The organism is Pseudoalteromonas sp. KAN5 (genome assembly GCF_022846535.1).
Taxonomy (GTDB): Bacteria; Pseudomonadota; Gammaproteobacteria; order Enterobacterales; family Alteromonadaceae; genus Pseudoalteromonas; species Pseudoalteromonas haloplanktis.
In genome coordinates this window covers 560,656-586,175 of record NZ_AP025589.1, presented here as the reverse complement: position 1 = coordinate 586,175, position 25,520 = coordinate 560,656, and the positions used below count along the sequence as shown (strand labels likewise).

Genomic DNA, 25,520 nt, shown 5'->3' with positions numbered 1-25,520 from the left:
TTTCAACTGACCGTCTCATATCAAGAGGCGTCAAAAAAAATTCTCATTTGCTTTGAACACAAGAAACTGCGCATAAAATTAAGATTCATTCAAAAAGAATATTTTTTAGAATTGAATCTTAGGACCTAATCTAATGGCATCTTCTAAATGACTTGGTGCAAAGTGCGCGTAAACCATGGTTTGCTCAATCTTTGCATGACCCAGTATTTGCTGTAGTACCAAAATATTACCTCCGTTCATCATAAAGTGACTTGCGAAAGTATGCCGTAGAACATGGCTACACTGCCCTTTAGGTAAATTAATATCCGTTTTATTGACAGCCCTTTCAAACGCCTTTCGACAATCAGCAAATAGTGGCCCTGATTTTTTAGGGATCTCATTAAACAGCTTTTCACTAATTGGTACAGTTCGGTTCTTTTTCCCCTTGGTATTAATAAAGGTGATGCGGTAGCTATCGCCTGATTTAATAACCTGAGAACCTTTTAAGTTACATGCTTCACTTATCCTACAACCAGTTGCTAAACAGATTTTAGACACGATTAAGATATGGGGATTAGTAGAGCGTTTTAGCTCATTTAGTAGAGTAATTATTTCGTCTTCCATTAAAAATGAAAGTTCGGTTTGCTGTAGTTTGAACGGCTTAATTTCAGCTAAAGGATTCGGGTATTTTAACTCCCCTACTTCAATTAACTTATTGAACATACTCTTAATTAATACAAGGTCATTATTCGCGGTTTTTGGGCTTATTGGTGTTTCACCCGACATACGTTCACCACGCCATTTAACAAAACCTTTAGCCTGTAAATTCATAGCGATTGGGTTGTTCAGCGCTTCACAAATCATTTCTAATTTAGCTAAAGCACGTTGAGGGGAAGCATAAGTTTGACCATGCACTTTATACCATAGCTGGACTAAATCAGATAAGTGACGGCTATCAATTTTTTCTTGTTTCCAAGGCTTATCTTCCGCCTCAGCAATAGTATGATTTACAAATCGTTGCGCCTCGCCACGGGTAGAAAACATTTTTCTAATTCTACGGCCATCAGCCCCCCAAGGACGAATATCGACTTTGTAACCACCATCAACTTTTTTGATTGTCATAACTTTTCTCAAGGCATAAAAAAACCGCTAAAAAGCGGCTTTCATTCGTTTTGTGTTGGAAGCACAAAGCGAAAATCGTTTGTTGTTTGCCAATTAAAAGTATATCCGTATACCTAAAAAGTCAACAACAAATATTTACTTTAAACTCTAGGTAAGTTTAAAAGCGTTATCTGTATTTCTAACAAGGTCAATTTAACAACACAATTACCACTGAGTCAAAAAAATTGCTTTAGAATGATATTTATACTATTTTAATGTTGTCGGCTTTTCTGCCCATAGCTCCATGCTCCCGACTTTCATTGGGCATTCTTTATTTTTCAAGTTGCTGAACTTAGTTTCTGTTGCTTTTATTCCAACTAAACTCTAATTCTGATAAATAAAGGAAATATTATGCCTCCTGAATATTGGGTATATGCAATGTATGGTTCACTTTTGCTACCATTCATTTTCGCCCCCATAGACTCTGATAGTAATAAACCATTAGAAGACCTTGCTAACGAACTGCTAGTGCAATACCAAACTATAAAGCAACTACCATTGAATAAACGCTTTGATGAAAAGCAAAAGTGGGATGCGCGATTAGCTCTATATTTAGAACGATGTGAAACTGAAAATCATATCCCTGAGTTAAAATTATCGTGAGTACAAACACATTTATTTGCCCTACTTGCAACCTTTTAAATTTCAGGACTAAGGAAAACTCTTACAGGAAATCAATCCGATTAAAGCCGCCAAATATTGATGACTTAATCACTTACATTTCAGAAGTTACGATTTGTTCAGGTGTTGATTGCAATCAGGTGACAATAGTTGCGTACATTAAAACAGGCGGATTAAAACACACAAAAGATGACAAGGTTTTATTTCAAACTGTTGTTAGACAATGACAAAAATGCAGCTTTAATGCTGCATTTTTTCTATTCTTTTAACAATTATCGCTGATGTAGTAACTAGCCTATCTTCATTTAGCTCAGGCAGTATTCCAAGTTCATGACTTTCATACAATCCCTCTTTAACCTCGTTAATTAACGCCTTTCTATCAAATACGGGTTTACTTTCACTAAATAGTAGCCAATCCATTGAAACTTTCTTTTCTATCGAGGCCTGAACACACTGAGGAAATGGAATTGATCCCTTTTTTGCCATTTGCGCGGCCCAGTTACCATTTTTTTCAAAATAAATTGATAACTCAGTTAAGTTTTTAAAACCATATAGAACCCTAATAGTTTCAAACACTTCTTTAGAATCTTTTTGCATTTTGGATACCTACAAACCAAAACCCATACAAAAAACCGTTTGACCGATATAAAAAATGGGTTTACGCTATTTTTTATTGAATTAACACTCTTAAAGATAATATAGCATGAGCAACCAATTAATTTTATCTATTCCAGCCCCTATTTTGACATATCAAGAGTATGCACGCCTACAGGGGCTAACAGTAAAAGACGTTGTTAATGCCGTATTTGCAGGAAGATTACCAACTTATACACCTCCCTGCTCACCAAGTGAGAACCCTGCAAGAGTAAAAAAATATATCAACATGATTGCCCTTTATGCCGAAGCAGCCAAAGCAGCAAATATTGACATGGCATTAACTTCAGATAAGCAGGTTTAAAAATGGCTATTCTATCAGAACAGCAATATTCAGAAGTTTTTCCTTTAAATACTGCAATGGATTTGACTACTAGTCTGCGCCCTTCTTGCACTGCAAAAGATATATTTGCAAATGTTTCAAAACCAATGAAAGAGCGTTTTTTTGACTTTGAAGCTTGGCGCAATCGCATTTTTGAACGTCATTCAAACCTTGCACACATGCTAAGTACTGGGTATTTCCTTGCTGAAAAATTTAATGATTTTGCAGAGGCAAATAAACGTTTAAAAGCAGCCGATAAGGTTTTAACCATTGGTAATTTCAAGTATGGACATATAAATTTATCTTGCTCTGATGATGAATTAATAGAAATTGCTGAACAAAAAGCGCGTTACTGTGAATTAAAAATTAGTAAGCACGGTTATCAATTATCTATTTATAAATTACTTTCTGAATACTTAACCTCATTTGATATACAGCCCCCTGAATTGAATACACCTTATTGCAGTTACTTAGCCGCTGACTCACTTAAAGGTGTATTAAACAGATTTGCTGACCCAATTTTTTGGCGCCGTAAATTACGCAAGATTCAGGCATTTACTGTTGAGCAATTAGCTCGTGACTTACGACTTGTTCATAAAAAAGCAAGTGCTTACGTCTCACAACCTACCATTCATAAGCGTAGAGAAAGAAAGCGTAAATCAACTGAGTTAATGTCTAACTTATATGCTGTACCAGTTGATGCAAATCCATTTGATGAATTTGAAACACTACAATCAATTATTGAACGCTCTCACACATCTGGAAAACAGCAAGCAGCCGAGTTAATGGTGCGTATTCGTGGTTTTGAAGAGTTAGCTGATATGAATGGTCACCGCGGTGAGTTTTATACATTATCTGCACCTAGCCGTTATCACTCAGTACATCACACTGGTATACCCAACAATAAATATGACGGCTCAACACCACAACAAGCTCAAGACTATTTTAATGGTATTTGGAAACGTGCCCGCGCTTTATTCTCAAAAAAAAATTTACGCCCTTATGGATTCCGTGTTGTTGAACCACATCATGACGGCTGCCCACACTGGCACATGCTTTTATTCATGGAAAAAGGCGATGCAATACAAGTTCGCGCAATTTTGAGAAAGCTATGCACGGAAGATACTCCGACAGAATTTAGAACCAGTAGAACTCGCTTTAAGCCTATTAGAATTATCAAAAGTAAAGGCTCTGCTGCTGGTTACATAGCTAAATACATTACTAAAGCTGTGACTGGTGACAGCATTGATAAAGTGATTTGCCCTCAAGGTGGTGAAATAAAAATACTCCCAGCTGATGCCGCAGAACGTGCATCTACTTGGGCTAGCACTTTCGACATTAGACGCTTTCAGCAGATTGGTGGCCCCTCTGTCACCCTTTGGCGTGAACTTAGACGATTAGGCCAAGGTGACACTGGCAAATGTGAGGTTGCAAACGCAATGAATACAACACTAGATACAGTTTCAAAATATGCACTTGAGAAGGTTCGTCATGCTGCTGACTCATCAGATTGGAAAGCTTTTTGCCTCGCTATGGGTGGTGTACAAGTTAAACGCAAAGACCAAACGCTACGCATTCATTATCAGTTACCCGATATTGTTGACCGTATTACAGGTGAAATTAGCCGCTCAGAATCTAAATCACCTTATTTCACTACAAAATATGGAGACCAGCCAGCTAACCGGATTTTAGGCGTTGCGTGGGATGCTGTTGTGGTAATTACTCGCCGTGGAACTACCCAAATACTCACTGAAACTGACCTTAAAGCACAGCGCAAAATCATGTGCGGTGTATCAGAGCAAATACAAGGTTGGCATGATGACGGCCGCTTATTTGCGCCTAGCGAAGAAGATATGCAGTTCTTAGAGTCTTGTGCAATCGAAGACTACCAAAACATGTGCTTATTCATTGACTACGAAGCTTTGGCTTCTAATGTCTCAAGCGACGAAGTCGCGCCCTTGGACTTGTGTCATTAAGTGTAACCTGAGGCAATTTATGGATTATCAGCAGCGAATTATAGATTTAATAATTTCACAGAAACAATTAATAGAAGACTACTCAAAGGAGCAATAACTATGGCTAGCATCGAAGGTGCAATTACAGATTTAAAAATCGTAAACAAAACGGATGACAAAGGTGTTCCCTTGCCTGTGGCAGGTGAATTTAAGTTTCATACAAAAAGCCCTGCAAGCATCTGGAGTGTAAAAGTAACGCCTGACCAAGTCGAAAGTGGTGTTTACAAGCAACTAGAAAAGCTGCAATCAGACCCAAGTGGTTGGGGCTTAAAACCAGTCTTATTAAACCTTGAATACTACGAAGGCGCTAACGTAGCCCGTCAGATGGAATGGAAGGGTTTCCGACTAAATTCAATTGCTGATACAGAGCAACCAAAAGGCTAATTGTCATGGAAGTGAGTCCTGAGCAATTTAACGAGTTAATACTGAATATGCGTCTTATCTATGACGCGATCTTTTGCGCAACCTTGGCTATTTGTTTTGGCCTAGGCGCAATTAAAGGGGGTCAAAGGTGATTACTTTGTCTTCTTATTTTATCGGTGCTTTTGCCCTAGGTTGGGTATTTGGCGCTTTACCTAAGTACTTTGAAAGGATGATTGAGGTTTCTACATCATGAAAAAACATATTTTAAAAAACAAGCTTGTCAAAGCGGGGATTGTAAGTTCACTACTGGTATCAAGTTCAGCTTTTGCTGAATCAGCCTTACCACCCGGTATTACTACAGCATTCACTAATTTTTTAGCTCAAATTACTGAGCTTGAAACATTGGCATGGACTGTAGTTCCTGTGATTGTTGGAGCATTTATTTTAATTAAATTATTCAAACGCTTTTCTAAGAGCGCTACTTAATTAATAACTTGCATTACAAGGCCAATTAAAAGTTGGCCTTTTTCAAGGCTCTGATATGAAAAACCTAGTTGTTTTATTTTTGTTTATTAGCTTTCGCTCCATTTCTCAAGAATGCCCCGCTACTGCTGAACCATTAGATAACCCACAAATAACACTCCCCGATTTTGATTTTTTTTATCAAGCATATTCAGCTGATAGTATTGTTATCTTTAAGCCTACAAACGACTATTCTGCTCGCTTTCAAGTGGTAGAAGCCTATTGGAGCCTTTTAGAGTCTTGTCCTAGCAGTTTTGGGGATTTTAGAATATGGACATATGAGCGTTTACCTGCAAATGGTGATACACAACAACGAGCTTGTGGTTATAAATATAGTAGGAACAAAAACTGTCCCACTAATTACTCGTTTAACCTATCAACTGAGTCATGCGAGGTCATAGACCCAACACTTTGCGGGACTACTCCCGTTGAAAACTGCCCTGATGGATTCCCACCTGATTTATTGGGCTACCCAAATTGTGATAGACCTGATTTACAACAATGCTCCGATGGCTCCTATAAGCTTGCTACAGAAATTTGTTCAACTGAGCCTGTAGAGCCAGACCCAATAGAACCGGACCCAGTTGACCCCGACCCTGTTACTCCTCCCGATTCTGGTTACGATGATTCGCAATTAATTCAAGTTATAAGAGATTTTAAAGATCAAGAAAAAACATCTTCTGAACACTTAAGCGGTGCTATAGGTGATATTAAAACTCAAGTACAAGATTCATCTGAAAGCTTAAAATCAGCAATAATTGATAATATTGAAAATCAAACTTCTAGTATTAACCTTTCAATAGACCAACTCAAGCAAACTAATGACTCAAATGCAGCTTTAAATAGAGATGCTATTTTTACAGTTTCCAGAGATATACAAAACTTACAGGCAAGTACACAAAGCCAATCTGACGGCATAGTTAATGCCATTGCAAACCAGACAACCGCTCTTAACTTCAATGTGGATGACACTAACTCTAAGCTTGACCAAACTAATGCAATACTTGCAAAAATAGAAGAAAACACCCAAAAGTGCATCCCCTCTGAAACCAACTCATGCCCTGCTGAGTGTGAACCTAAACCTGAAAATAACCATTGTGAGACACCGCACGGTTTAACGTCCGAGCAAATAGAGAATACATTAAATGAAGTGGATGGATTCTTTGATGGTTTGATGTCTGAGTACACTGATTATTTTGAAACTCAAATTAACGAAATTAAGGATGGTTCGCCTTTAGGCGCTGAAATGAATGAGTCTGCATTATCTGAATTTATGAACTATTTCACTTCATTCTTACCCTCTGCAAGTACCTGCATACCTTTACTTTTATATGAACGTGATGGCAAACAATACTTTATTACGTGTGAGTTCTCAGACAAATTCAAATCACTTTTTGGATGGCTACTTGGTCTATATACGATTTTAAAATTAATAACTATTTTGATGTCGGGTATCACTCCTCGTAGTGCACAAACACAAACAAGTTTCTTTTAATTAGGAGATAAAATGCCAGCATTTTTACTACCAATAATCACGGGTGCAGCAAACCTTATGCGCCTTCCTGCACTAGTCGCATTTCTAGCTGGCATCTTTGGTCAATTAGTTGCATTTTTTGCTAAGTGGATGACAACCAAATTAGCAATGCAGTTGACTATTATTACTGCTTTAGTCGCTTTAACAGTAGCCGCTTTTGCTGCCATAAAATCATTAATGCTCGGTATCTCACTAGTAGCCCCTGATTACCTTGTGCATGCTGCATCTTTAGTAATACCTGATAATGCGGCCTTATGTGTTGCAGCTTTAATTAGCGCACACGCAATTCGCTATGTTTGGGTTTGGAAAGTGTACTTCATCGAATCATTTGGAAGAGGTAAATAATTATGCCCGTACACTTTATTACAGGTAAGTTAGGCGCTGGAAAATCACTAAACTCAGTAAATAGAATCAAAGAAAGACTTGAAAAAGGTCTGCCAGTTGCTACGAATCTAAATATAAACCTTGTGAACATGATAGGTCGCGATAAAAAAAACACGCGTCTTTATAGGCTACCAGATAAGCCTGAATTATTTGATTTTGAAACGATCGGAATTGGCAACCGCTCATACGATGAATCAAAAAATGGCCTTATTGTTCTTGATGAATGCGGTACTTGGTTTAACTCTCGCACATGGAACGATAAATCACGACAGGAGATTATTAACTGGTTTTTACATGCTCGTAAAAAAGGTTGGGATATTGATTTTCTAATACAAAATATAAGTCTTGTAGATAAGCAAGCAAGAGAAGCGCTAGGTGAGTTAGTTGTTCATTGCAGGCGGACAGACAAGCTAAATATTCCCTTTATAGGCGGCTTATTTAAAGTTTTGACAGGCTCAAAATTACCCCTACCAAAAATCCATTTCGGAATAGTTAAATACGGTACTTTGCCAACTTCTTTAACTGTCGATAAGTGGGTTACAGTCGGCATCCGTCTTTATAGTTGTTATGACACTAAGCAAATCTTTTCACCTGACTACGAACATGGAACATATTCAGTTTTACCAAGCTATTACACACATGGCCGCTACCAACTACCTATGACAGCAAGGAACATTATGCGCCTTACAAAAGTTTATTTAAAAAAGCACTCTAAAACCAAGTTATTATTCTTAGGCGCACTTTTACCGATGCTCTACATTTATTTTTCACAACCTGAAACAGTAATGCCAGATACCTCCAAACCATCAATTATTGATACAAAAATTAATTTTAAAGATTATAAAATCACATCTTTTAGTGAATTACCTAATGCTACTAATTTTATAATTCAAACTTCCAGTGGCAATGCCATAAGCTCAGAATTTTTAGTGGCTAAAGGCTATAAAATTAAAGTAGTTACTCCTTGCAATATCCAATTAAACAAAGGAGATTCTAATGAAAATATTTTTTGTTAGTTTGCTACTTATATCCTTTTCAAGCTTCTCTGAGACTGCTTTTCAATTAAAGAATGCACCGATAACAGATCTAACATCTTGGGTGTCAGATGCTACTGGAAAGTCTGTTATTGTTTCTCAATCTGCAAGCCAAACATTGGTAACTGCACATATACCTAAATTAAGTAATATGGACGTTATTTTATTACTAGAGCAAATTTGTAAATCGAATAATTTAATCGTTTTAAATTACGGTGATTATATTCGTGTTGAAAGCGATGAAAATCAGATCGTAACCGTTGGCGCTCTACAGTCTAGAGTTTATAGCTTTACTCATATACAAAACGACAAGCTGCTTCCTTTATTTAAACAAGCAATTGAAACACCTGAATCAGACAAGAAATTTATGGAAAAGGTTGATGATGTAAAATTTCAAATACCAAGCGTAACCCCTCTTCCAAATTCAAATTCATTACTTGTAATTACGACTCCTGAGGCCCATGAAAATCTAGCAAACCTAAGAGGCGCCCTAGACAAGAATATCAGACAAGTTTTAATTGAAGCCGTTATTATGGAAACTGATGCAGGGGATGGTTCATCTATTGGTATAGACTTATCAACAGCATTAAAGAATACTGGCTTTACCTTAACATCAAACCTTTTAGGCGCTTTAACTTCCACCCAGACTTTAACTGGAGGCTCTGCGGTCTATTCATCAGGTGGTGATTTACGCGCTGTAATTAATGCTATATCAACTGAAAAACACACTAAAATTTTATCTACGCCAACACTCCTTGTTATGGATAGAGAGCGCGGTGCTATATCTGTTGGACAAAACGTACCTTTTTTAATTGCTCAGGACACAACCGATGGCGGTAGAGTTTCAACAAGAATTGAACGCCAAAACGTAGGTGTTTCACTGAGCGTTATCCCTCATGTACTCGAAAATGGCAGCGTAATATTAAAAATCAACCAAGAGTCATCAAGCGTTACAGACTCAACTTTTGCAAGTGATATCATTACGAATCAACGTTCAATACAAACAACTGTTTCTGTATCTAATGGCCAAACTATCGTTTTAGGTGGGCTAGTTAGTGAGGAAAGTAGAAAAAGCCAAAAAGGAGTACCAGTTTTAAAAGATGTGCCATTTATAGGTAGCCTTTTTAAAACTGAAACCATTAATAAAGTTCAAAGAGAGCTAACTGTTATGATTAAAGTGCAACTTTTTTGATTGCAAAAACACAGCCAGGATTACAACCGGCAAAGCAAAAATGATTGCAAAAACCACTTATTATCCTGGCTTAAAACCATAGTTTAGATTGCACCTTATGCGTTTACGCATGTAGGCCACACATAAATATTAAATTTATATTCAATCTAAAATGGCCGCAGCCGCAAAGCGTCCAATACTTTACCTAGGTACACACCCCGAGCGCAGCGCGCTCCCCTTTGATAAACCGTTCTCTTATATAGCCCTTTTATGCTTTAGCGCCGCTTGCGGTGCTGGGGCATAAAAGGGCTATATAACTTGGTTTAGAAATTTAATCGACGCTGTATTCAAAACTAGATATATTTTCTAATTTCATTACTTTCACTGAGTTTGTTTCTTTGTTCCAGAGAAATAAATATTTATCAGTGACATCAATGTAGGTGTATTTTGATATTTCACCATCTATTTTAAGCTGCTGGTTACTTTCTTTTCTGATCTCTGCGACAATTTGACCTATTGGATATAAGTTGATTGCTAGAAGGAAGCTAAATGATATAAAAACATACCTAAAAAGTGATGAAGGAATCATCTGTACCAGTTTAGGAAAATCCATTACCACCAAAGATAAATAAATTGGAAGAGAAAAGGTCCAAATCATCAAATCTATATAATCCAACAAAATCAAAATAATAAATGGAATACTTCCTAACATTACATATAAAAGCCTTTTAATTACCTTTTTTTCATCTATTTCAGTTGCTTCTACTTCAATTTTTTGAGACGACAAAGCTTCTAGTGGTATTAGGGGAATAAAAATCACGAGCAGTAATACAGATAGAACAGAAATAGGATATATACCCAGTTTCAAAATATCACTTAAAGAAATATAATTTAAGATATTTACATTGAACTCCCCCCAAAAGCCAAACATGTACATTAGGGATAATGACATTCCAACAGGCGTTGAAATTAATATATATTTTTGAACTTTATCCATAGTTTAATCCTTCAAACATTATCGATGTGGGCACTAAGTGGACAAGTGCTGTAGAAATAAAAAAGCCAGCTAAAGCATAATGCTCTAACTGGCTGTTTTGTATCACTTTAAAGTGGTGGAGCTGGGGGGATTTGAACCCCCGTCCGAAAAGCCTCGACCGTCGGTACTACATGTTTAGTATCGTCATTTAATTAACCTTTAAATCTCGGACGAACACGATAGATAAAGGCGAGGCTGCTTAGTTTTAACGCTTCAACCCCAGCCAGGGTTTCCGTCGCGATCAGGTGTTAGGGTGACACTCCAAAATCCAGTCCACAAGAATACTTGGAAGGAGCGCTAGCCAGCCTAAGCTGCTAGAGAGTAGTTATCGTCGTTTGCGATTACTTTAAATTGCGGCTTTTTTACGAGGCAAACCGCACCTCGACATGCACCTTGGGCTTCATGAATTCCGTCGAATCCTAATCAGCCCCTGAATTAGTTAAACTCATTCAGAGCGTGCAGGCAGTATAACCGAGTAACGTGCTGATACTCAAGGCTGATCTATGCTTTATTTTTATCTTAACAATCGTTTGCAGATTTAATACACAACTGAATGTTCATTTCACCAAGTACCACGTATGATTTATAAACAATTACTTGGGTGGACGCCAAACGGGATATGCAAATAACTACAAGCATTATAGTGTGAGCTCAGAGCTGATCAGCTAACCCATACCGATAAAGCTCCCTTGCGTTAAAATTACTCAGTGGTGTTAGCGGCAAAGCTTTCAGTTTCGGCATTTTGCTCATCTTCTGGCACTTCTTCGGCTAACGGCCAGCCTCCCAATTGCTGCCAACGATTTACGATTAAACAATATAGCTCTGCTGTACGTTCTGTATCATATAGTGCTGAATGGGCTTGCTTGTTGTCAAATTCAATACCTGCAGCACGGCATGCCTTTGCCAGTACTGTTTGGCCAAGTGCTAGCCCCGCTAAAGAAGTGGTATCAAAGCTCACAAAAGGATGAAATGGTGTGCGCTTGATATTATTACGCTCAATGGCTGCATTTAAAAAGCCATGATCAAATGCTGCATTATGCGCAACAACCACTGAGCGCTGACAACCTGCTGCTTTTTGTGCTTTGCGGACTACTTTGCATATTTCTTTGATCGCTTCCTCTTCAGAAACTGCGCCACGCAGTGGTGAAAAAGGATCTATACCATTAAAATCAATGGCTGCTTGCTCAATGTTTGCCCCCTCAAAAGGCTCAACATGAAAGTGTACGGTATGATCGATACTGAGTAAGCCATCCTCGTCCATTTTTAATACTGACACCGCAATTTCTAACAGCGCATCGGTTGCTTTATTAAAGCCCGCTGTTTCAACATCAATAACCACCGGAAAAAAGCCACGAAAGCGTTTTGCGAAAAGAGTTTGTTCAGTATTTGCCATAGTATTCTAGGTTTGCAAGTATTAGCTGGTTATTATGACAAAGTTGATGCCCTTTAGGCTAGGCCATTTCAGGATTAATTATTTTATAAATTGTAGGCATATAAATTGCTTTCATTTAAATTAGCGTCACAATTGCAGTTACTAAATATTTTTAGTGCTTAGCTCGTCAATTTATTGGCTATGCTTCGTTTGATTAGAGTAAACCCTGTTGGAGAATTTCGTGGTGAAGTTATCATTGTTATCTATAAGCCTCACTGTAATTGGTCTATTACCTTATAGCGCCAATGGTGCTATGCGCCAATACACGGCCACAGCAGACAACTCCCAATGGCAAGTGGTAACAACAACTCGTTTACAATGTCAGTTAAATCATGAAGTTCCCTATTACGGCGAAGCTATTTTTAGTGCCACTGCCAGTAAAAACAAAGACGTATTATTTAACTTAGATATGGTTGTACGCCCTGATAATTATAGTATTGCTGGTTTAAAAGCGGTGCCACCACCTTGGCGAGCGGGCTTACCTGCCCGCGATCTTGCTAATATGAAATTACTTCGCAAGTTTGACGGTGAACTTGGTAATCATACCGCATGGGAAATGTTGACTGAGCTGGAAAAAGGCTATCAACCAACATTTTATTACCAAGACTGGCAAAATAGTGCCGATAAAATTGCCGTAGGCTTATCGAGTATTAACTTTAAACAAGCCTACTGGGCATTTCTACAATGCCGTGATGCCTTGTTGCCATACAGTTTTGAAGATATTTCATTCACAGTAATGAATTATCAACCTAATACTAGTAAGTTAACTAAATCATCGCAGCAACGCTTAGATAAAATAGCCGAATACTTAAAATACGACACCAGTATTGCCGCGATTTCAATCGCGTCATACACCGATAGCTACGGCGGACGCTGGAATAACTTAGAGCTTTCTAAAAAACGAGCTCTAGCAATTAAAGAATACATGGTGAGCCTAGGTATTGATGAAAGTAAAGTTGAAACCGAAGGTTTTGGTGAAAAACGCCATGTAGCAACTAATGACAATATATTAGGGCGCAATAAAAACCGTCGCTTAGTGATCCAAATAGAAAAAATGTAGCTAACACTTCAGGCTACATTTTTATAAGATCAATGGGTAAGTTTGCTACACTTCGCCCTTTTCATTATCCAACCATCACCAAACTGAAATACAGCTAAACTCAATAAAATAATACTCGCGCCGACTAACAACTGCCGATCAATCGCTTCATTATTCAGCCAGGCACCTAAGCCTATTGCAAAGCTGGGGGTGATCAAGGTCGTTAAAGCAACGGTACTTGCCGGTAGTTTTTGTAACACATGAAAATAAGCCAATGCCCCAATAAGTGAACCAAATACGCCTAAATAGCCAATTGACCATAACGATTTGGCACTCCACGCATTGCTGTTAAGCTCGCCATCGACCAGCCACCAAGTAATAAAAAATAGCGGAGTTACAAATACTAATGCGCCAAATGTAGTTGCCATTGGGTGAATTGCAATTTTTACTCGTTTGATCATTACGCCACTCAAACTAAAAAAACACACAGCCATGAATACGTAGAGCAAACCATGCAATTGCATTAATGAGCCTTGCATGTGTTTTTCACTGACCAAAAATAGCCCCAACAATGCAAACGCCAAGGCAATTAGCTTCAATGCACTAAATTTAGGCTCATTCAGCAGTCGCTGTGCTAATAGCCCCGATAGAATAGGCGCCAAACCAAACATTAAAGAGATCAGCCCTGAAGGAACCGTTTTAGCAGCCATGTAACTCAATAGCATGCCGCCATAAATACCTATACTCGAATAGCCATACAAAAAACACGCACGACGATGCCAAGGAATACGAATATTCGCTATTGCGACAACCAATGCCGCTAATACTAAACCTATCGACATACGCAATAACACGGCAAGTGTAGGCGAGACCGACTCACTGCTCCAAACAATGCCCAACGGGGTTGTTGACCAAATTAACACCATTAAAAAATACGATACTTTGACGCTCACACGCTTATTCCTTTAGCAAGGCGGCAATAACAAAGAGGAAGGAATACAACACTAACCGCTTTGAAATCGCGGTTAGTAAAAAACAACTTAACCGCAGCGCAGCAATGGACGCACAACTGATAGATTCAGCCATGGGCGCATTGTTAGGGCTCGGTTCATATGTTGCATATAAATAGAATTCTTAATAATAAAATGAATCTATAGAAATAGCAGAACTGCACAATAAGTCAACACATCCAATGGCTTTTTTGCTAAATACTGCTTTGATAAGGTTCGCTTGTAAATCATAAGTTACATTTAATTTCTTTGATTTATAACAAAAGTATTTAAGTTTGTGCCAACTAGTTATATCTTGCCTGCCTCTCACGAAGTTTTAGGGGCAAAAAGTGCTTAAAAATAAAACAATAGGCAGCATGTTAATTGTTGCAGGTACAACTATCGGCGCAGGTATGTTGGCATTACCCATTGCCTCAGCAGGGCTTGGTTTTACCACTGCATTAGCGTTAATTATTTCAACTTGGGCGTTAATGACTTATACCGCGTTATTAATGCTTGAGCTTCATCAACATGCTGATCGCGATGCCACGCTCAATACATTAGCAAAATCATGGCTTGGTAAGCGCGGTCAATACGTCGCTAATTTTTCAGTGATGTTTTTGTTCTATGCACTGTGTGCAGCTTACATTGCCGGCGGCGGCGCACAACTACAAGAAAAAATAAACAACGGTTTTAATCTCAATATTGCACCGCAAGTGGGTTCGATTATTTTAGCGATTGTAATAGGTACCGTTGTTACTTTGGGCACCAGCAAAGTCGATAAATTAAACCGCGTGCTGTTTAGTATTAAAATCTTGGTATTGGCGAGTTTATTTTATATGTTAACTCCCTATGTTCATGGCCAACACTTATTAGAAATGCCTATTGAACAAGGGCTTATTTTATCAGCCATTCCAGTGGTATTTACCTCGTTTGGTTTTCATGGTTCTATTCCATCCATCGTTAAATACGTAGGCCTTGATATAAAAACGCTGCGTCGGGTGATGATCACCGGTGCAGCCCTGCCCTTAGTTATTTATATTTTTTGGCAATTAATTAGCCAAGGGATGATGAGCCAAGCTGAGTTACTAAAAAGTTCTGGCTTGCCAGGCTTTGTCGCAAGCATTGCCAATATTGCAAACAACTCAGCGGTCGCCACTGCGGTTAATCTATTTGCAGACTTAGCGCTAGCAACCTCATTTTTGGGTGTAAGCTTAGGGTTATTTGATTTTTTTGCTGACGCGTTTAAAAAAGGCGATGGTAATAAAGATCGTATCAAAACGGCGCTAATCACTTTTATCCCACCGTTAGGGTTTGCACTGTTTTATCCACAAGGCTTTATTATGGCCCTTGGCTATGCAGCTATCGCTTTGGTTGTCTTGGCTGTATTTTTACCCGTTGCAATGGTTTACAAGCAACGCACCAGTAGTGATAAAAGCGGCTATGCGGTGCGTGGTGGCAATCTTGGCTTAGCCATTGCGGCTTTATGTGGCGTGCTTATAATCAGTGCTCAGGGTCTGCAAATGGCCGGTGTGATCCCAGCGATTGGTTGAGTTTAATTAGCACCACGCAAAAGGCACCTAAGGGTGCCTTTTCTATAATTCCAACTAAAGCGAAATAATAACTAAGATCCAGCCCGTTCATTAAGTTTTTCAAACAAGTTTGATAACTCACTCTCGGGGATCGGCGCGCTGTAATAATAACCTTGTACAATAAAACAGTTATTGTTTTGTAAAAACTCCACTTGCTCTATGGTTTCTACCCCTTCTGCTACCACATTCAATTTTAATTTTTGCGCCATCGCTATAATTGCTGCGGTGATCTCCATATCATTTGGATCATCGGGTATATCTTTAACAAACGAGCGGTCTACTTTTAAAATATCCACAGGAAAACGCTTTAAGTAACTTAGTGACGAATAACCTGTGCCAAAGTCATCAATAGAAATAGATACGCCAAGCGTTTTGAGTTGATGTAACTGCGAAATAGCGGCTTCTACATTACCCATTAACATGCTCTCAGTTAGCTCTAAATGTAAGCATTTAGCTGGCACTTTGGTTTTCTTGATAATCGATGCCAATAGCGGCACTAACTTGGCGTCTTTGAACTGTCGAGCGGATAGGTTAATAGAAATATTATTCTCACGCCCTTGCATCGCCAACCGAGCCGCAAACTCACACGCTTCTTGTAATACCCACGCCCCTAGTTCAACAATCAAACCTGTTGCTTCAGCGATAGGAATAAATTTAGTTGGTGGGATCATTCCTTCCGTTGGGTGGAACCAACGGATCAAGGCTTCGTAGCCCACAACCTGCTGAGTACGACTATCAACTTGTGGTTGGTAGTAAATAATAAACTGCTTCGCTTTGATGGCGACACGAAGTTCATTTTCAATAAACAGGCGCTCATTTGCAGCGGCATTAAGCTCTTGGCTGTAAAAGTGATAGGTATTGCGTCCTTTTGCTTTTGCCTCATACATTGCCAAATCAGCATGTTTTAACAGCTGATCTTCTTCTTTGCTATCGTAAGGAGCCATTGTGATGCCAATACTGGCACTAATAATTACTTCGTTATTACCAAGCATTATTGGCACATTTAAGGTTTGCTGAATAGTATTAGCCACTTCCATCGCATGCTCTTGGCGTTCGATCCCGCTCAGTAGCACAGCAAATTCATCGCCACCTAACCTAGCAATGGTATCTTCAGCACGGAGGCGTTTTTTCAATCGATTTGCCACTTCAATCAATAACTGATCACCAGCATCATGTCCAAGCGTATCATTTATCCGCTTAAACTCATCTAAGTCAAAGTAGAATAAAGCAAACGCATAATGACCACGTTCGGCAAGCGCCATTGATTTACGTAATTGCATTCTAAAAAAGGTACGATTAGCAAGCCCAGTTAAAGTATCAAAGTAAGCCAATTGTTCCATTTTCCGCTGGCTTTCTTTAACAAACGAAATATCTTGTGCAGATGCAACGTAGCTACTGATATTTCCACCGTCTTCACGGATCGGCGAAATGCTCAACGAGACCCAAATAGGTTTTTTATCTAAGCCTTGGATCAAAGTATCACCACGCCAGTAATTTCGACTACGCAGATCTATATCGATGTCATCGACTAAAATAGCCATTTCTGTGGCAATAATGCTTAGTAATGGCGACTCCATAAAGTGGCTTTCATCAAACCCTGTCATCTCTAACATTTTTGGATTAACATATTCAATGACAAAGTTTTGATCTGTGATCACTACCCCGGTTCCTGAGAAAGCGACCGCTTTTGATAATCGGTTAGCTGCTTTTTCGGCAATTTCTTTTTCAGTAATACGCTGATTTAACCCATCGATCAGCTTACGGATTTCAATCGCCATATCTCGAAAAGAGCCATTTAGAGTACCTATTTCATCTTTATTCTCTTTCGGAAACTCTATCTGTAAATGCCCTTTACCGAAATTAGTTACGGCATGTACCAGTGAATGGATCCTGCGTAACACCAATTGATACAAGGCTTGGTGTAATAACAGCGCGACCAAAATAGCGTACAGAATAAACAACCCAAAAAACTTCACTTTGAGTTCTTCAAGCGCTGAAAGTGCCGAGGAGCGTTTTTTGTAAATGCCGATATACCAGTCTAAATGTTCAACTTTACGAATATTAATAATATGGGTTTCCCCTTCTTGCACAAAGGAGTCCGCGTATTCTGGTAAATGCATTTTTATGGTTTGATTAATGAGTTCTTGCAAATCTCTATTTAGAAAATCAGCCGTACGCAATGGTTTACCTGCTTGCCCATAGGTTTCGTAAAGATTTTTATTTAAGTTTGGATGAGCGAGTAATTGCCCTTGACTATCAAAAACAAATAAGTGCTGCTCATTATCGCCAATTGGCAATTGGGAAATAAGCGTATCGAGTGCTAGATCACTGCCCGTCACCCCTAAAAATTTATTTTCAAGGTAAATTGGCACAAGTACACTCACCACCCACTTATGCCAAATTTTATCGTAATACACTTTAGACCACACCGCTGCACGAGTTGGGTTCAATGCTTCTTTTGCGTAATTAAAACTTTGGCTATCAATAAATTGATGAGAACCTGCTACATTCAATGCCCAATTAGGTGGGGCGATACGAATAAAGTTATCTTTCGTGATTAGGTAAAAGTTAAAGAAATCTTGGATCAACGTAGGTGCAACAATTTTCCACAGTGACTCTGAGTCATTAATCAGTTTTTTATAAAAAGGTGAGTATTTATCTTGCGGCATAAACGCTGCAGATAACCCATCTTCCGAGGCACTACGAATACTGCCATCAGAGTCAAAAGTCAGCTGTGCGCTCTGATTGCTTATCAATTGCGATGAGTTATAAAGCAACTGGCTAGAGACAACATTATTCGCTTGCTCGGCAATATTAATTTTAGTTTTCACTAAATTATTAAATTGACGGATCAATCGCTCACTAGAGTGTTTGAGCATTTCATGCTCTTCAAATATCAGCTGTTTTTCTTCTGATTTGAGCATCAACACTGCAGCACAAATCCCAGCAATTAAACAAATAGCTGAAATTAATAACGAGAGCTTCATACTCAACGAGTTTACACCAAAACGTGATGGTGGGCGTCTATACACCACAAGGCAACCTTCTTTTTTAATAATTATTCTTATTTAAATCCACCTACCGAAATATACCAGATACCAATTTAGATTTATAAATTTTTCGTTAATATCACAGAAAAAAACCAATATCTAAAATAAACCACACTTTGGTGGTGATAAAACCTGCTGGAGTGTTGACTTTATAGCCCACTCTTCATACATTAAGACCATGAATACAAAATTTTCGCAATTACACTTTTCGTTTTTTAGCTTCTTTAGATAGAAGAGGCTTACCTGTTTGCGAGATTAAATCTACCGAATAGCAAAGCCTCCCAACTGGGAGGCTTTTTTGTTTTTATTACCCAAAAGGTAATTTTTTGGAATGAGGAACCCAAAAATGACAAACGATGTACTAAATTCACTCAGACACGATATAAATGAAATCGACTCTGACTTGTTGGTTTTATTGGCAAAACGCCGCAGAATTAGCCATGGTGTCGTAGAGTATAAAATTGCTAATAACAAACCTATACGCGATGAAGCCCGTGAGCTGGCGTTACTTGAGAAACTAATTGGTTACGGCAAATCACTTGGCTTAGACGCCTATTATGTGAATAATGTCTTTCAAACAATCTTAGAAGATTCAGTACTTAATCAGCAGGCCATGCTGCAAAAGAACTTAAATCCTGATGTCATGAGTGAAACGCATCGCGTGGCATACTTAGGTGGCCAAGGTTCATATAGTCAACTTGCTTGCCATAAATACTTTAGCCGTCGCCCAGGTAAACTTGTTGAGATGGGCTGCTCTAGCTTTGAGCAGATCACCGGCAAGGTTGAAAATGGCCAAGCTGACTTTGGCTTATTACCGATTGAAAACACCAGCTCAGGTAGTATTAACGAAGTGTTTGATTTACTACAACACGCGCAAGTCTCAATCGTTGGTGAAGTAACTCACAGCGTTGAGCACTGTTTACTTGCGACCCCAGATACTGAGCTTAGCCAAATTAGTAAAATTTTTGCTCACCCACAGCCATTCGCACAATGCAGCCGCTTTTTACAAGGCTTAGGTGATATTCAACATGAAACCTGCGACTCAACCTCAAGCGCCCTACAATCAGCCCTAGATACCCCTAACAGCGCGGCAATTGGCTCTGCACAAGCGGGGAAAAATGTCGGGCTAGAAGTGATAAAATCTGGCTTGGCTAATCAACGTGAAAACCACAGCCGCTTTATTATCGTTGCTCGTAAACCGTTACATGTCTCAAAACAAATTCCAACCAAAACCAGTTTAATTATGGCCACTAAACAACAAGCGGGTTCGCTTGCTGATGCACTGATGATTTTTAAACACCATAATATTAACTTAGTTAAATTAGAGTCACGCCCTGTACCTGGCAATCCATGGGAAGAAGTGTTTTATGTTGATTTAGAAGCGAACCTTGTCGATAGTCACGTTAAACACGCGTTAGAAGAGCTAAAAGAGCATACTCAGTATGTACGCGTATTGGGTTGTTATCAAAGCGAATCACTGCAAGCCGTCAGTGTAGAAAGTTAAACGCTAACTAAAGCAAAAGGGCCATTATGGCCCTTTTTGTTATCTATTGAATGTTAGTGCTTTATTAATCAAGTACTTTAGCATCATTGGCTTTATTTAATAAACTACGGCTTTGCGTTAAGAAATGCGCGGTGGAATCTGAGAAGTATTCTTTCGCATCAGCAAATGAATCAATCAAAGCCGCTTTATCGCCCGCTTTTAATTTTGTTAATGTACTAGCAAAGGTTTCTTGGTATTGCGCAAGCAAAGGTTCAACATTATCAAATTGCGCTAGCATAATGTCAGAATAAAGCTCTGGCGATTGTGCAAACAAGCGGCCCACCATCATCAGCTCTAACTGGTAGATAGGCGACGAACAACTACGTAACTCTTCAAGAGTGTGGCTTTGTTTAGCTAAAAATTGGCCATACACAAAGGTGGTTAAATGGCGCATCACTTGGATTATTTGCATTGCTTCGTCGTGCTTTTTCGCCTCGAGTTCAACTAACTGGCAGCCCCATACTTGTAATTGCGACAATAACCCTTGTGCAACTTCATGGTTACGCCCTTCACACACTACCACGGTCTGCTTTACCCAATGAGAGATATCAGGGCCAAACATCGGGTGTAAGCCAACCACAGGACCATTATGCACCGCTTTTAATACATTTAATGGTGCTTGCTTAACCGATGTGATATCAACCAACAAACAATCATCATCGAGTTTAGGTAAGGCAGTAACTACGGCTTCTAAGGCATTGATAGGCACACTGATCATCACCAGTTTTGCACCTGCTAAGATTGCTTGAGCGTTACTTTGCTGTTCTTTGTCGAGAATCCTAACTTCATACCCTGAGCGAATAAATTGCTGAGCAAACAACTGCCCCATTGCACCTTGGCCACCGACTATAACAATAGGTGACAATTGCGGTGCACTACAGGCAAGTTTAGCTTGTTGATTTTGGTATGCTTCGCGCATCATCCGGCGCAGAATATCTTCGACTAGTTCAGGGTTAACCCCTTGATTTAATGCTTCTTGGCGACGGGCTGCTAATAAACTCGCTTCACGGTCAGGCGCATGCAGCGGCGCACCAGTTTGTTGTTTGATTGCGCCAATTTGTTCAGTAATATTATTACGCCTAGCTAGTAATGCAACCAACTGGGCATCGCATTCATCAATGCCTTCTCTTAACTTATCTAACTCTTTTATATCCGCCACGCGACTACCACCTTAGAACTGCAATTTCGTACACTAAAATTTACATAGAAGTAAACTTATTAATACGATAAATACTAACAGGATCAGTAGGCTGTTAAAAGGCTAAATAGGGAAAAGAATAAGTGTTTAAGCTTTAAGCGCTAAGCCTTAAGTTATAAGGTTTAAGTTATAAGCCGTAAGTTATAAGTTGGCGAGTGAATTTGATTTATGAGTAATATTTTTTAGCGGGCTTATTTTGCTATAAAAAACCAAAACGGGTTGCAACCCGAAGGCTGCAACCCGTTTTTTTTGCGTTGCTAAACAGCGCGTATTAGTTAAGTTTTTCTCTAATACGTGCAGATTTACCAGAACGCTCACGTAGATAGTAAAGTTTCGCACGGCGAACTGCACCGCGACGCTTAACTGCTACGCTATCGATAAGAGGGCTGTGCGTTTGGAATACACGCTCAACACCTTCACCGTTCGAGATTTTACGAACTGTGAATGCTGAGTGAAGACCACGATTACGCTTAGCGATTACAACACCTTCAAAGGCCTGTAGACGCTCTTTAGCACCTTCTTTTACTTTTACCTGTACAACCACTGTATCACCAGGGCCAAATGCAGGTACGTCTGTTTTAAGCTGCTCATCTTCAAGCGCTTTAATAATATTTTGGTTTACTTTTGCCATTATGTTTCTCACTTTCCTAGGTGTAACTGTCTTCTAGCCACAAGCTTTTTGGTACTCTTGCTGAAATTTCGCGAGTAATACCGCTTGCTCCTCAGTCAGAGCTAGGTTATGCAACAAGTCAGGACGCCTAAGCCAAGTTCTGCCTAATGACTGCATTTGCCGCCATTTAGCTATCTCTTGGTGGTTACCACTGAGTAATACAGCAGGAACCTGTTTGTCGTCCAATGTTTCTGGCCGAGTATAATGAGGACAATCTAGCAAGCCATCCGAAAATGAGTCTTGCTCCGCTGATTGGTTGTGTCCTAATACACCTGGCACTAATCGCGCTACTGCGTCAATTAATGTCATGGCAGGTAGTTCACCACCACTCAAAATAAAATCACCAATTGACCATTCTTCGTCAACATATGATTCTATTATTCTCTCGTCTATACCTTCATAGCGACCGGCAATTAAAATCAGTTTTTTAGAGTTTGCGAGTTCGCTCGCCCCTTGCTGATCTAATTTGCGCCCTTGCGGGGACATATAAATTACTTTTGCACCATCACCTGCCGCTGCTTTAGCGTCAAGAATGGCTTGCTTCAATGGTTCAACCATCATTAACATACCTGGACCGCCCCCGTAAGGACGATCATCCACTGTTCTATGCTTATCAGTCGCATAGTCCCGCGGGTTCCAGCAGTTAAAATCAATTAACCCATTTTTTACTGCGCGACCAGTTACACCTTGCTGTGTAATGGCATCAAACATGTCCGGGAAAAGGCTAATTACCCCTACCCACAACGAACTCGTTTGACTCATTAAAAGCCTGGATCCCAGTCTACGGTAATTTCTCTTGCATCATGTTTAACTTCTTTTATAACTGAATCAGTTAAAAATGGAATTAAACGTTCTGCTTGTCCAAATGCATCTTTATTATTTGCTTTCACAACTAATACGTCATTTGAACCTGTCTCCATCAGGTCATCAACTATACCTAAGTTATAACCTTTATCAGTTACAACCGACATGCCAATGAGATCTCGCCAATAGAATTCACCTTGCGGTAATTCTGGTAGCTGCGCTGAATCTACAGATACTTCCACATTGGTATACGCCATTGCTTGGTCTCTGTCGTTTACTTGCGCAAACTTGGCGATAAAGCCTTTGTTGTGGCGACGCCAGTCGACCACTTCTAAAGCCTGCCATTTACCTTGTTGCCCTATCAACCACGGGCTGAAATCGAAGATCCCTTGGGGATCATCAGTAAATGAATGTACCTTAAGCCAGCCCTTTATACCATACGGGGCGCCGAGCTTTCCTACGACAATTATTGATGAGGTGTTCTCTTGACTCATGGTTACACTTACGCCTATTAAGCCGCTTTACGAGCGTCTTTTACTAACTTACTTACGCGATCTGAAAGAGATGCGCCCTGACCTACCCAGTGTTCTACACGAGATAAATCTAAACGTACTTTTTCTTCTTGACCACTAGCAATTGGGTTAAAAAAGCCTACTTTCTCGATGAAGCGACCGTCACGCGAGAAACGGCTATCCGCAACCACAATTTGATAGAAAGGGCGTTTTTTAGCGCCACCACGTTGCAAACGAATAGTTACCATACCGTCCTCTAAATAGATTGACTGTTTTCATTAATAAGATTTACTCCCCAGTATGGGGAGCTGGGGAATTGTACGAGTTTTTAGCAACAATGCAAGTAAGAAGTGACGTGAAATGAGTGTTAAGTTGATTAAACTATGATCTACGCGTTAAATCAGAGTATAAAGCCCTTTCAGTGCATAATTTATCTACAAAAAAAGAGGCTATTTGCCCCCTTTTTTCATTAACTAAATGACGAATACATCAAACTTTAGCCAAAAGCTTAGAATTTAGGACCGCCACCGCCCATCATTCCCGGTGGTAACATGCCTTTCATTCCACGCATCATTTTCATCATGCCACCTTTACCTTTCATTTTTTTCATCATCTTTTGCATTTGGGTAAATTGTTTTAGCAATTTATTGATCTCTTGCACTTGTGTACCAGAGCCTGCTGCAATACGTTTTTTACGAGAACCTTTGATGATTTCAGGGCGAGCACGCTCTTGTTTAGTCATTGAGCTGATGATTGCTTCCATTTGAATAAATGTTTTATCACCCATTTGCCCTTTTACTGCATCCGGTAAGTTTTGCATACCCGGCAGCTTATCAAGCATCGACATCATGCCGCCCATGTTTTTCATTTGCTTTAATTGTTCAGCAAAATCATCAAGGGTAAAGCCATCGCCTTTAAATACTTTTTCAGCTACTTTGGCCGCTTTTTCTTTATCTACTTTCATCTCGACTTCTTCGATCAATGAAAGTACATCACCCATACCTAAAATACGTGAAGCAATACGGTCAGGATGAAAAGGCTCAAGGGCATCAGTACGCTCCCCCACACCCATAAATTTAATTGGTTTACCCGTGATATGGCGAATAGATAATGCCGCACCACCGCGCGCATCACCATCGGTTTTAGTTAAAATAACACCCGTAAGCGGCAATGCTTCATCAAACGCTTTAGCTGTATTAGCCGCATCTTGACCTGTCATTGCATCAACTACAAATAAGGTTTCGATTGGCGTAATAGCACTGTGTAACGCTTTGATTTCATCCATCATATCGCTATCAACGTGCAAACGACCTGCGGTATCGACAAGTACCACATCGATAAATTTCTTTTTCGCATGAGAGATAGCCGCATTAGCAATATCAACCGGCTTTTGGGAAATATCACTTGGGAAAAAGTCTACACCAACTTCGTTAGCCAGCGTTTCTAACTGTTTTATTGCAGCGGGGCGATAAACATCGGCACTAACAACTAGTACTGACTTTTTCTTACGCTCTTTTAAGAATTTAGCTAACTTACCGACGCTGGTGGTTTTACCTGCACCTTGTAAGCCTGCCATCATAACAACTGCTGGCGGTTGTGCGTTTAGGTTTAGCTCTTCATTCGCTTCACCCATCGCTTTTTCAAGTTCTTCACGAACAATTTTTATGAACACTTGCCCTGGGCTTAAGCTTTTTGTTACTTCAACACCCACAGCACGTTCTTTAACTTGTTTCACAAACTCACGAACGACGGGTAGCGCAACGTCAGCCTCTAAAAAAGCCATACGTACTTCACGTAGCGTATCTTTGATATTATCTTCAGTAAGGCGCCCACGGCCGCTAATATTTTTTAAGGTTTTACCTAATCGTTCTTGGAGGTTCTCAAACATGTAAAGG

At 39.5% G+C, this 25,520-nt stretch carries 24 protein-coding genes and 1 other RNA gene; 12 read left to right on the top strand and 13 right to left on the bottom strand.

The genetic code is table 11. The features are described from left to right. Positions 1 to 105: 105 nt before the first annotated feature. Positions 106 to 1,101, bottom strand: a complete 996-nt coding sequence (locus tag KAN5_RS02520; protein WP_244390362.1) for a tyrosine-type recombinase/integrase — start codon at positions 1,099 to 1,101, stop codon at positions 106 to 108. A gap of 390 nt (positions 1,102 to 1,491) precedes the next feature. Between KAN5_RS02520 and KAN5_RS02515 the strand changes: the two genes are divergently transcribed. Then, positions 1,492 to 1,743 (top strand): hypothetical protein, encoded by a 252-nt coding sequence (locus KAN5_RS02515; protein WP_244390361.1) that lies wholly within the window; start codon positions 1,492 to 1,494, stop codon positions 1,741 to 1,743. A gap of 258 nt (positions 1,744 to 2,001) precedes the next feature. On the opposite strand, the gene KAN5_RS02510 is transcribed toward KAN5_RS02515, so the two are convergent. Beyond that, on the bottom strand, positions 2,002 to 2,358 hold the full coding sequence (locus tag KAN5_RS02510) for a helix-turn-helix domain containing protein (RefSeq protein WP_244390360.1): 357 nt from the start codon (positions 2,356 to 2,358) through the stop codon (positions 2,002 to 2,004). A gap of 106 nt (positions 2,359 to 2,464) precedes the next feature. On the opposite strand from KAN5_RS02510, the gene KAN5_RS02505 reads away from it, so the two are divergent. The 8 genes from KAN5_RS02505 (at position 2,465) to KAN5_RS02470 (ending at position 9,781) form a co-directional block, all read left to right on the top strand. Further along, positions 2,465 to 2,719, top strand: coding sequence for a DNA-binding protein (locus tag KAN5_RS02505; protein WP_244390359.1), 255 nt, complete (start codon positions 2,465 to 2,467; stop codon positions 2,717 to 2,719). Positions 2,720 to 2,721: 2 nt separating this feature from the next. Continuing rightward, complete coding sequence (locus KAN5_RS02500) at positions 2,722 to 4,713, top strand: replication endonuclease (protein WP_244390358.1); 1,992 nt, start codon at positions 2,722 to 2,724, stop codon at positions 4,711 to 4,713. Between the two features lie 99 nt (positions 4,714 to 4,812). Beyond that, positions 4,813 to 5,136, top strand: a complete 324-nt coding sequence (locus KAN5_RS02495; protein WP_138608243.1) for a hypothetical protein — start codon at positions 4,813 to 4,815, stop codon at positions 5,134 to 5,136. Between the two features lie 228 nt (positions 5,137 to 5,364). Next, complete coding sequence (locus tag KAN5_RS02490; RefSeq protein WP_138571185.1) at positions 5,365 to 5,601, top strand: major coat protein; 237 nt, start codon at positions 5,365 to 5,367, stop codon at positions 5,599 to 5,601. 55 nt (positions 5,602 to 5,656) lie between these two features. Further along, positions 5,657 to 7,132, top strand: a complete 1,476-nt coding sequence (locus tag KAN5_RS02485) for a hypothetical protein (RefSeq protein ID WP_244390357.1) — start codon at positions 5,657 to 5,659, stop codon at positions 7,130 to 7,132. A gap of 12 nt (positions 7,133 to 7,144) precedes the next feature. Beyond that, positions 7,145 to 7,516, top strand: coding sequence for a DUF5455 family protein (locus KAN5_RS02480; RefSeq protein ID WP_138571183.1), 372 nt, complete (start codon positions 7,145 to 7,147; stop codon positions 7,514 to 7,516). A 2-nt stretch (positions 7,517 to 7,518) separates the two neighbouring features. Next, positions 7,519 to 8,571 carry a zonular occludens toxin domain-containing protein gene (locus KAN5_RS02475; protein WP_244390356.1) on the top strand — a complete coding sequence of 351 codons (1,053 nt, stop codon included), beginning with the start codon at positions 7,519 to 7,521 and terminating at the stop codon, positions 8,569 to 8,571. Further along, positions 8,552 to 9,781: a hypothetical protein gene (locus KAN5_RS02470; RefSeq protein ID WP_244390355.1), complete on the top strand. Its 1,230-nt coding sequence runs from the start codon at positions 8,552 to 8,554 to the stop codon at positions 9,779 to 9,781. The genes KAN5_RS02475 and KAN5_RS02470 overlap by 20 nt, the downstream gene beginning before the upstream one ends. Before the next feature lie 310 nt (positions 9,782 to 10,091). On the opposite strand, the gene KAN5_RS02465 is transcribed toward KAN5_RS02470, so the two are convergent. The 3 genes from KAN5_RS02465 to rnt all read right to left on the bottom strand — a co-directional run bounded on the left by KAN5_RS02465 (position 10,092) and on the right by rnt (position 12,189). Then, positions 10,092 to 10,757, bottom strand: a complete 666-nt coding sequence (locus tag KAN5_RS02465) for a hypothetical protein (protein ID WP_244390354.1) — start codon at positions 10,755 to 10,757, stop codon at positions 10,092 to 10,094. A 113-nt stretch (positions 10,758 to 10,870) separates the two neighbouring features. Then, positions 10,871 to 11,227: a transfer-messenger RNA gene (gene ssrA, locus KAN5_RS02460) on the bottom strand. A gap of 269 nt (positions 11,228 to 11,496) precedes the next feature. Further along, the gene (rnt, locus tag KAN5_RS02455) at positions 11,497 to 12,189 is read right to left on the bottom strand and encodes a ribonuclease T (protein ID WP_244390353.1); all 693 of its coding nucleotides are present in this window, start codon (positions 12,187 to 12,189) and stop codon (positions 11,497 to 11,499) included. A gap of 223 nt (positions 12,190 to 12,412) precedes the next feature. Between rnt and KAN5_RS02450 the strand changes: the two genes are divergently transcribed. Beyond that, positions 12,413 to 13,288: an OmpA family protein gene (locus KAN5_RS02450; protein ID WP_138554892.1), complete on the top strand. Its 876-nt coding sequence runs from the start codon at positions 12,413 to 12,415 to the stop codon at positions 13,286 to 13,288. Between the two features lie 29 nt (positions 13,289 to 13,317). Here the strand turns inward: KAN5_RS02450 and KAN5_RS02445 are convergent, their stop codons facing one another. Further along, on the bottom strand, positions 13,318 to 14,220 hold the full coding sequence (locus KAN5_RS02445; protein ID WP_016708934.1) for a DMT family transporter: 903 nt from the start codon (positions 14,218 to 14,220) through the stop codon (positions 13,318 to 13,320). 386 nt (positions 14,221 to 14,606) lie between these two features. Here KAN5_RS02445 and tyrP point away from each other — a divergent pair, with 386 nt between their 5' ends. Next, a complete protein-coding gene (tyrP, locus tag KAN5_RS02440; RefSeq protein WP_016708933.1) occupies positions 14,607 to 15,809 on the top strand; it encodes a tyrosine transporter TyrP in 1,203 nt (400 codons plus the stop codon). A gap of 71 nt (positions 15,810 to 15,880) precedes the next feature. Here the strand turns inward: tyrP and KAN5_RS02435 are convergent, their stop codons facing one another. Continuing rightward, positions 15,881 to 18,883 carry an EAL domain-containing protein gene (locus KAN5_RS02435; RefSeq protein ID WP_244390352.1) on the bottom strand — a complete coding sequence of 1,001 codons (3,003 nt, stop codon included), beginning with the start codon at positions 18,881 to 18,883 and terminating at the stop codon, positions 15,881 to 15,883. A 361-nt stretch (positions 18,884 to 19,244) separates the two neighbouring features. On the opposite strand from KAN5_RS02435, the gene KAN5_RS02430 reads away from it, so the two are divergent. Beyond that, complete coding sequence (locus tag KAN5_RS02430) at positions 19,245 to 20,402, top strand: chorismate mutase (protein WP_244390351.1); 1,158 nt, start codon at positions 19,245 to 19,247, stop codon at positions 20,400 to 20,402. A 64-nt stretch (positions 20,403 to 20,466) separates the two neighbouring features. Here the strand turns inward: KAN5_RS02430 and tyrA are convergent, their stop codons facing one another. The 6 genes from tyrA to ffh form a co-directional block, all read right to left on the bottom strand. Then, positions 20,467 to 21,600, bottom strand: a complete 1,134-nt coding sequence (gene tyrA / locus KAN5_RS02425) for a bifunctional chorismate mutase/prephenate dehydrogenase (RefSeq protein ID WP_244390350.1) — start codon at positions 21,598 to 21,600, stop codon at positions 20,467 to 20,469. A 310-nt stretch (positions 21,601 to 21,910) separates the two neighbouring features. Then, the gene (rplS, locus tag KAN5_RS02420; protein WP_002962189.1) at positions 21,911 to 22,270 is read right to left on the bottom strand and encodes a 50S ribosomal protein L19; all 360 of its coding nucleotides are present in this window, start codon (positions 22,268 to 22,270) and stop codon (positions 21,911 to 21,913) included. Between the two features lie 33 nt (positions 22,271 to 22,303). Next, the gene (gene trmD / locus KAN5_RS02415; protein ID WP_016708929.1) at positions 22,304 to 23,071 is read right to left on the bottom strand and encodes a tRNA (guanosine(37)-N1)-methyltransferase TrmD; all 768 of its coding nucleotides are present in this window, start codon (positions 23,069 to 23,071) and stop codon (positions 22,304 to 22,306) included. After that, positions 23,071 to 23,607, bottom strand: coding sequence for a ribosome maturation factor RimM (gene rimM / locus KAN5_RS02410; RefSeq protein ID WP_016708928.1), 537 nt, complete (start codon positions 23,605 to 23,607; stop codon positions 23,071 to 23,073). The genes trmD and rimM overlap by 1 nt, the downstream gene beginning before the upstream one ends. A gap of 17 nt (positions 23,608 to 23,624) precedes the next feature. Further along, positions 23,625 to 23,873: a 30S ribosomal protein S16 gene (rpsP, locus tag KAN5_RS02405; RefSeq protein ID WP_016708927.1), complete on the bottom strand. Its 249-nt coding sequence runs from the start codon at positions 23,871 to 23,873 to the stop codon at positions 23,625 to 23,627. Between the two features lie 260 nt (positions 23,874 to 24,133). Further along, positions 24,134 to 25,513 carry a signal recognition particle protein gene (gene ffh, locus KAN5_RS02400; RefSeq protein ID WP_016708926.1) on the bottom strand — a complete coding sequence of 460 codons (1,380 nt, stop codon included), beginning with the start codon at positions 25,511 to 25,513 and terminating at the stop codon, positions 24,134 to 24,136. Positions 25,514 to 25,520 lie beyond the last annotated feature (7 nt).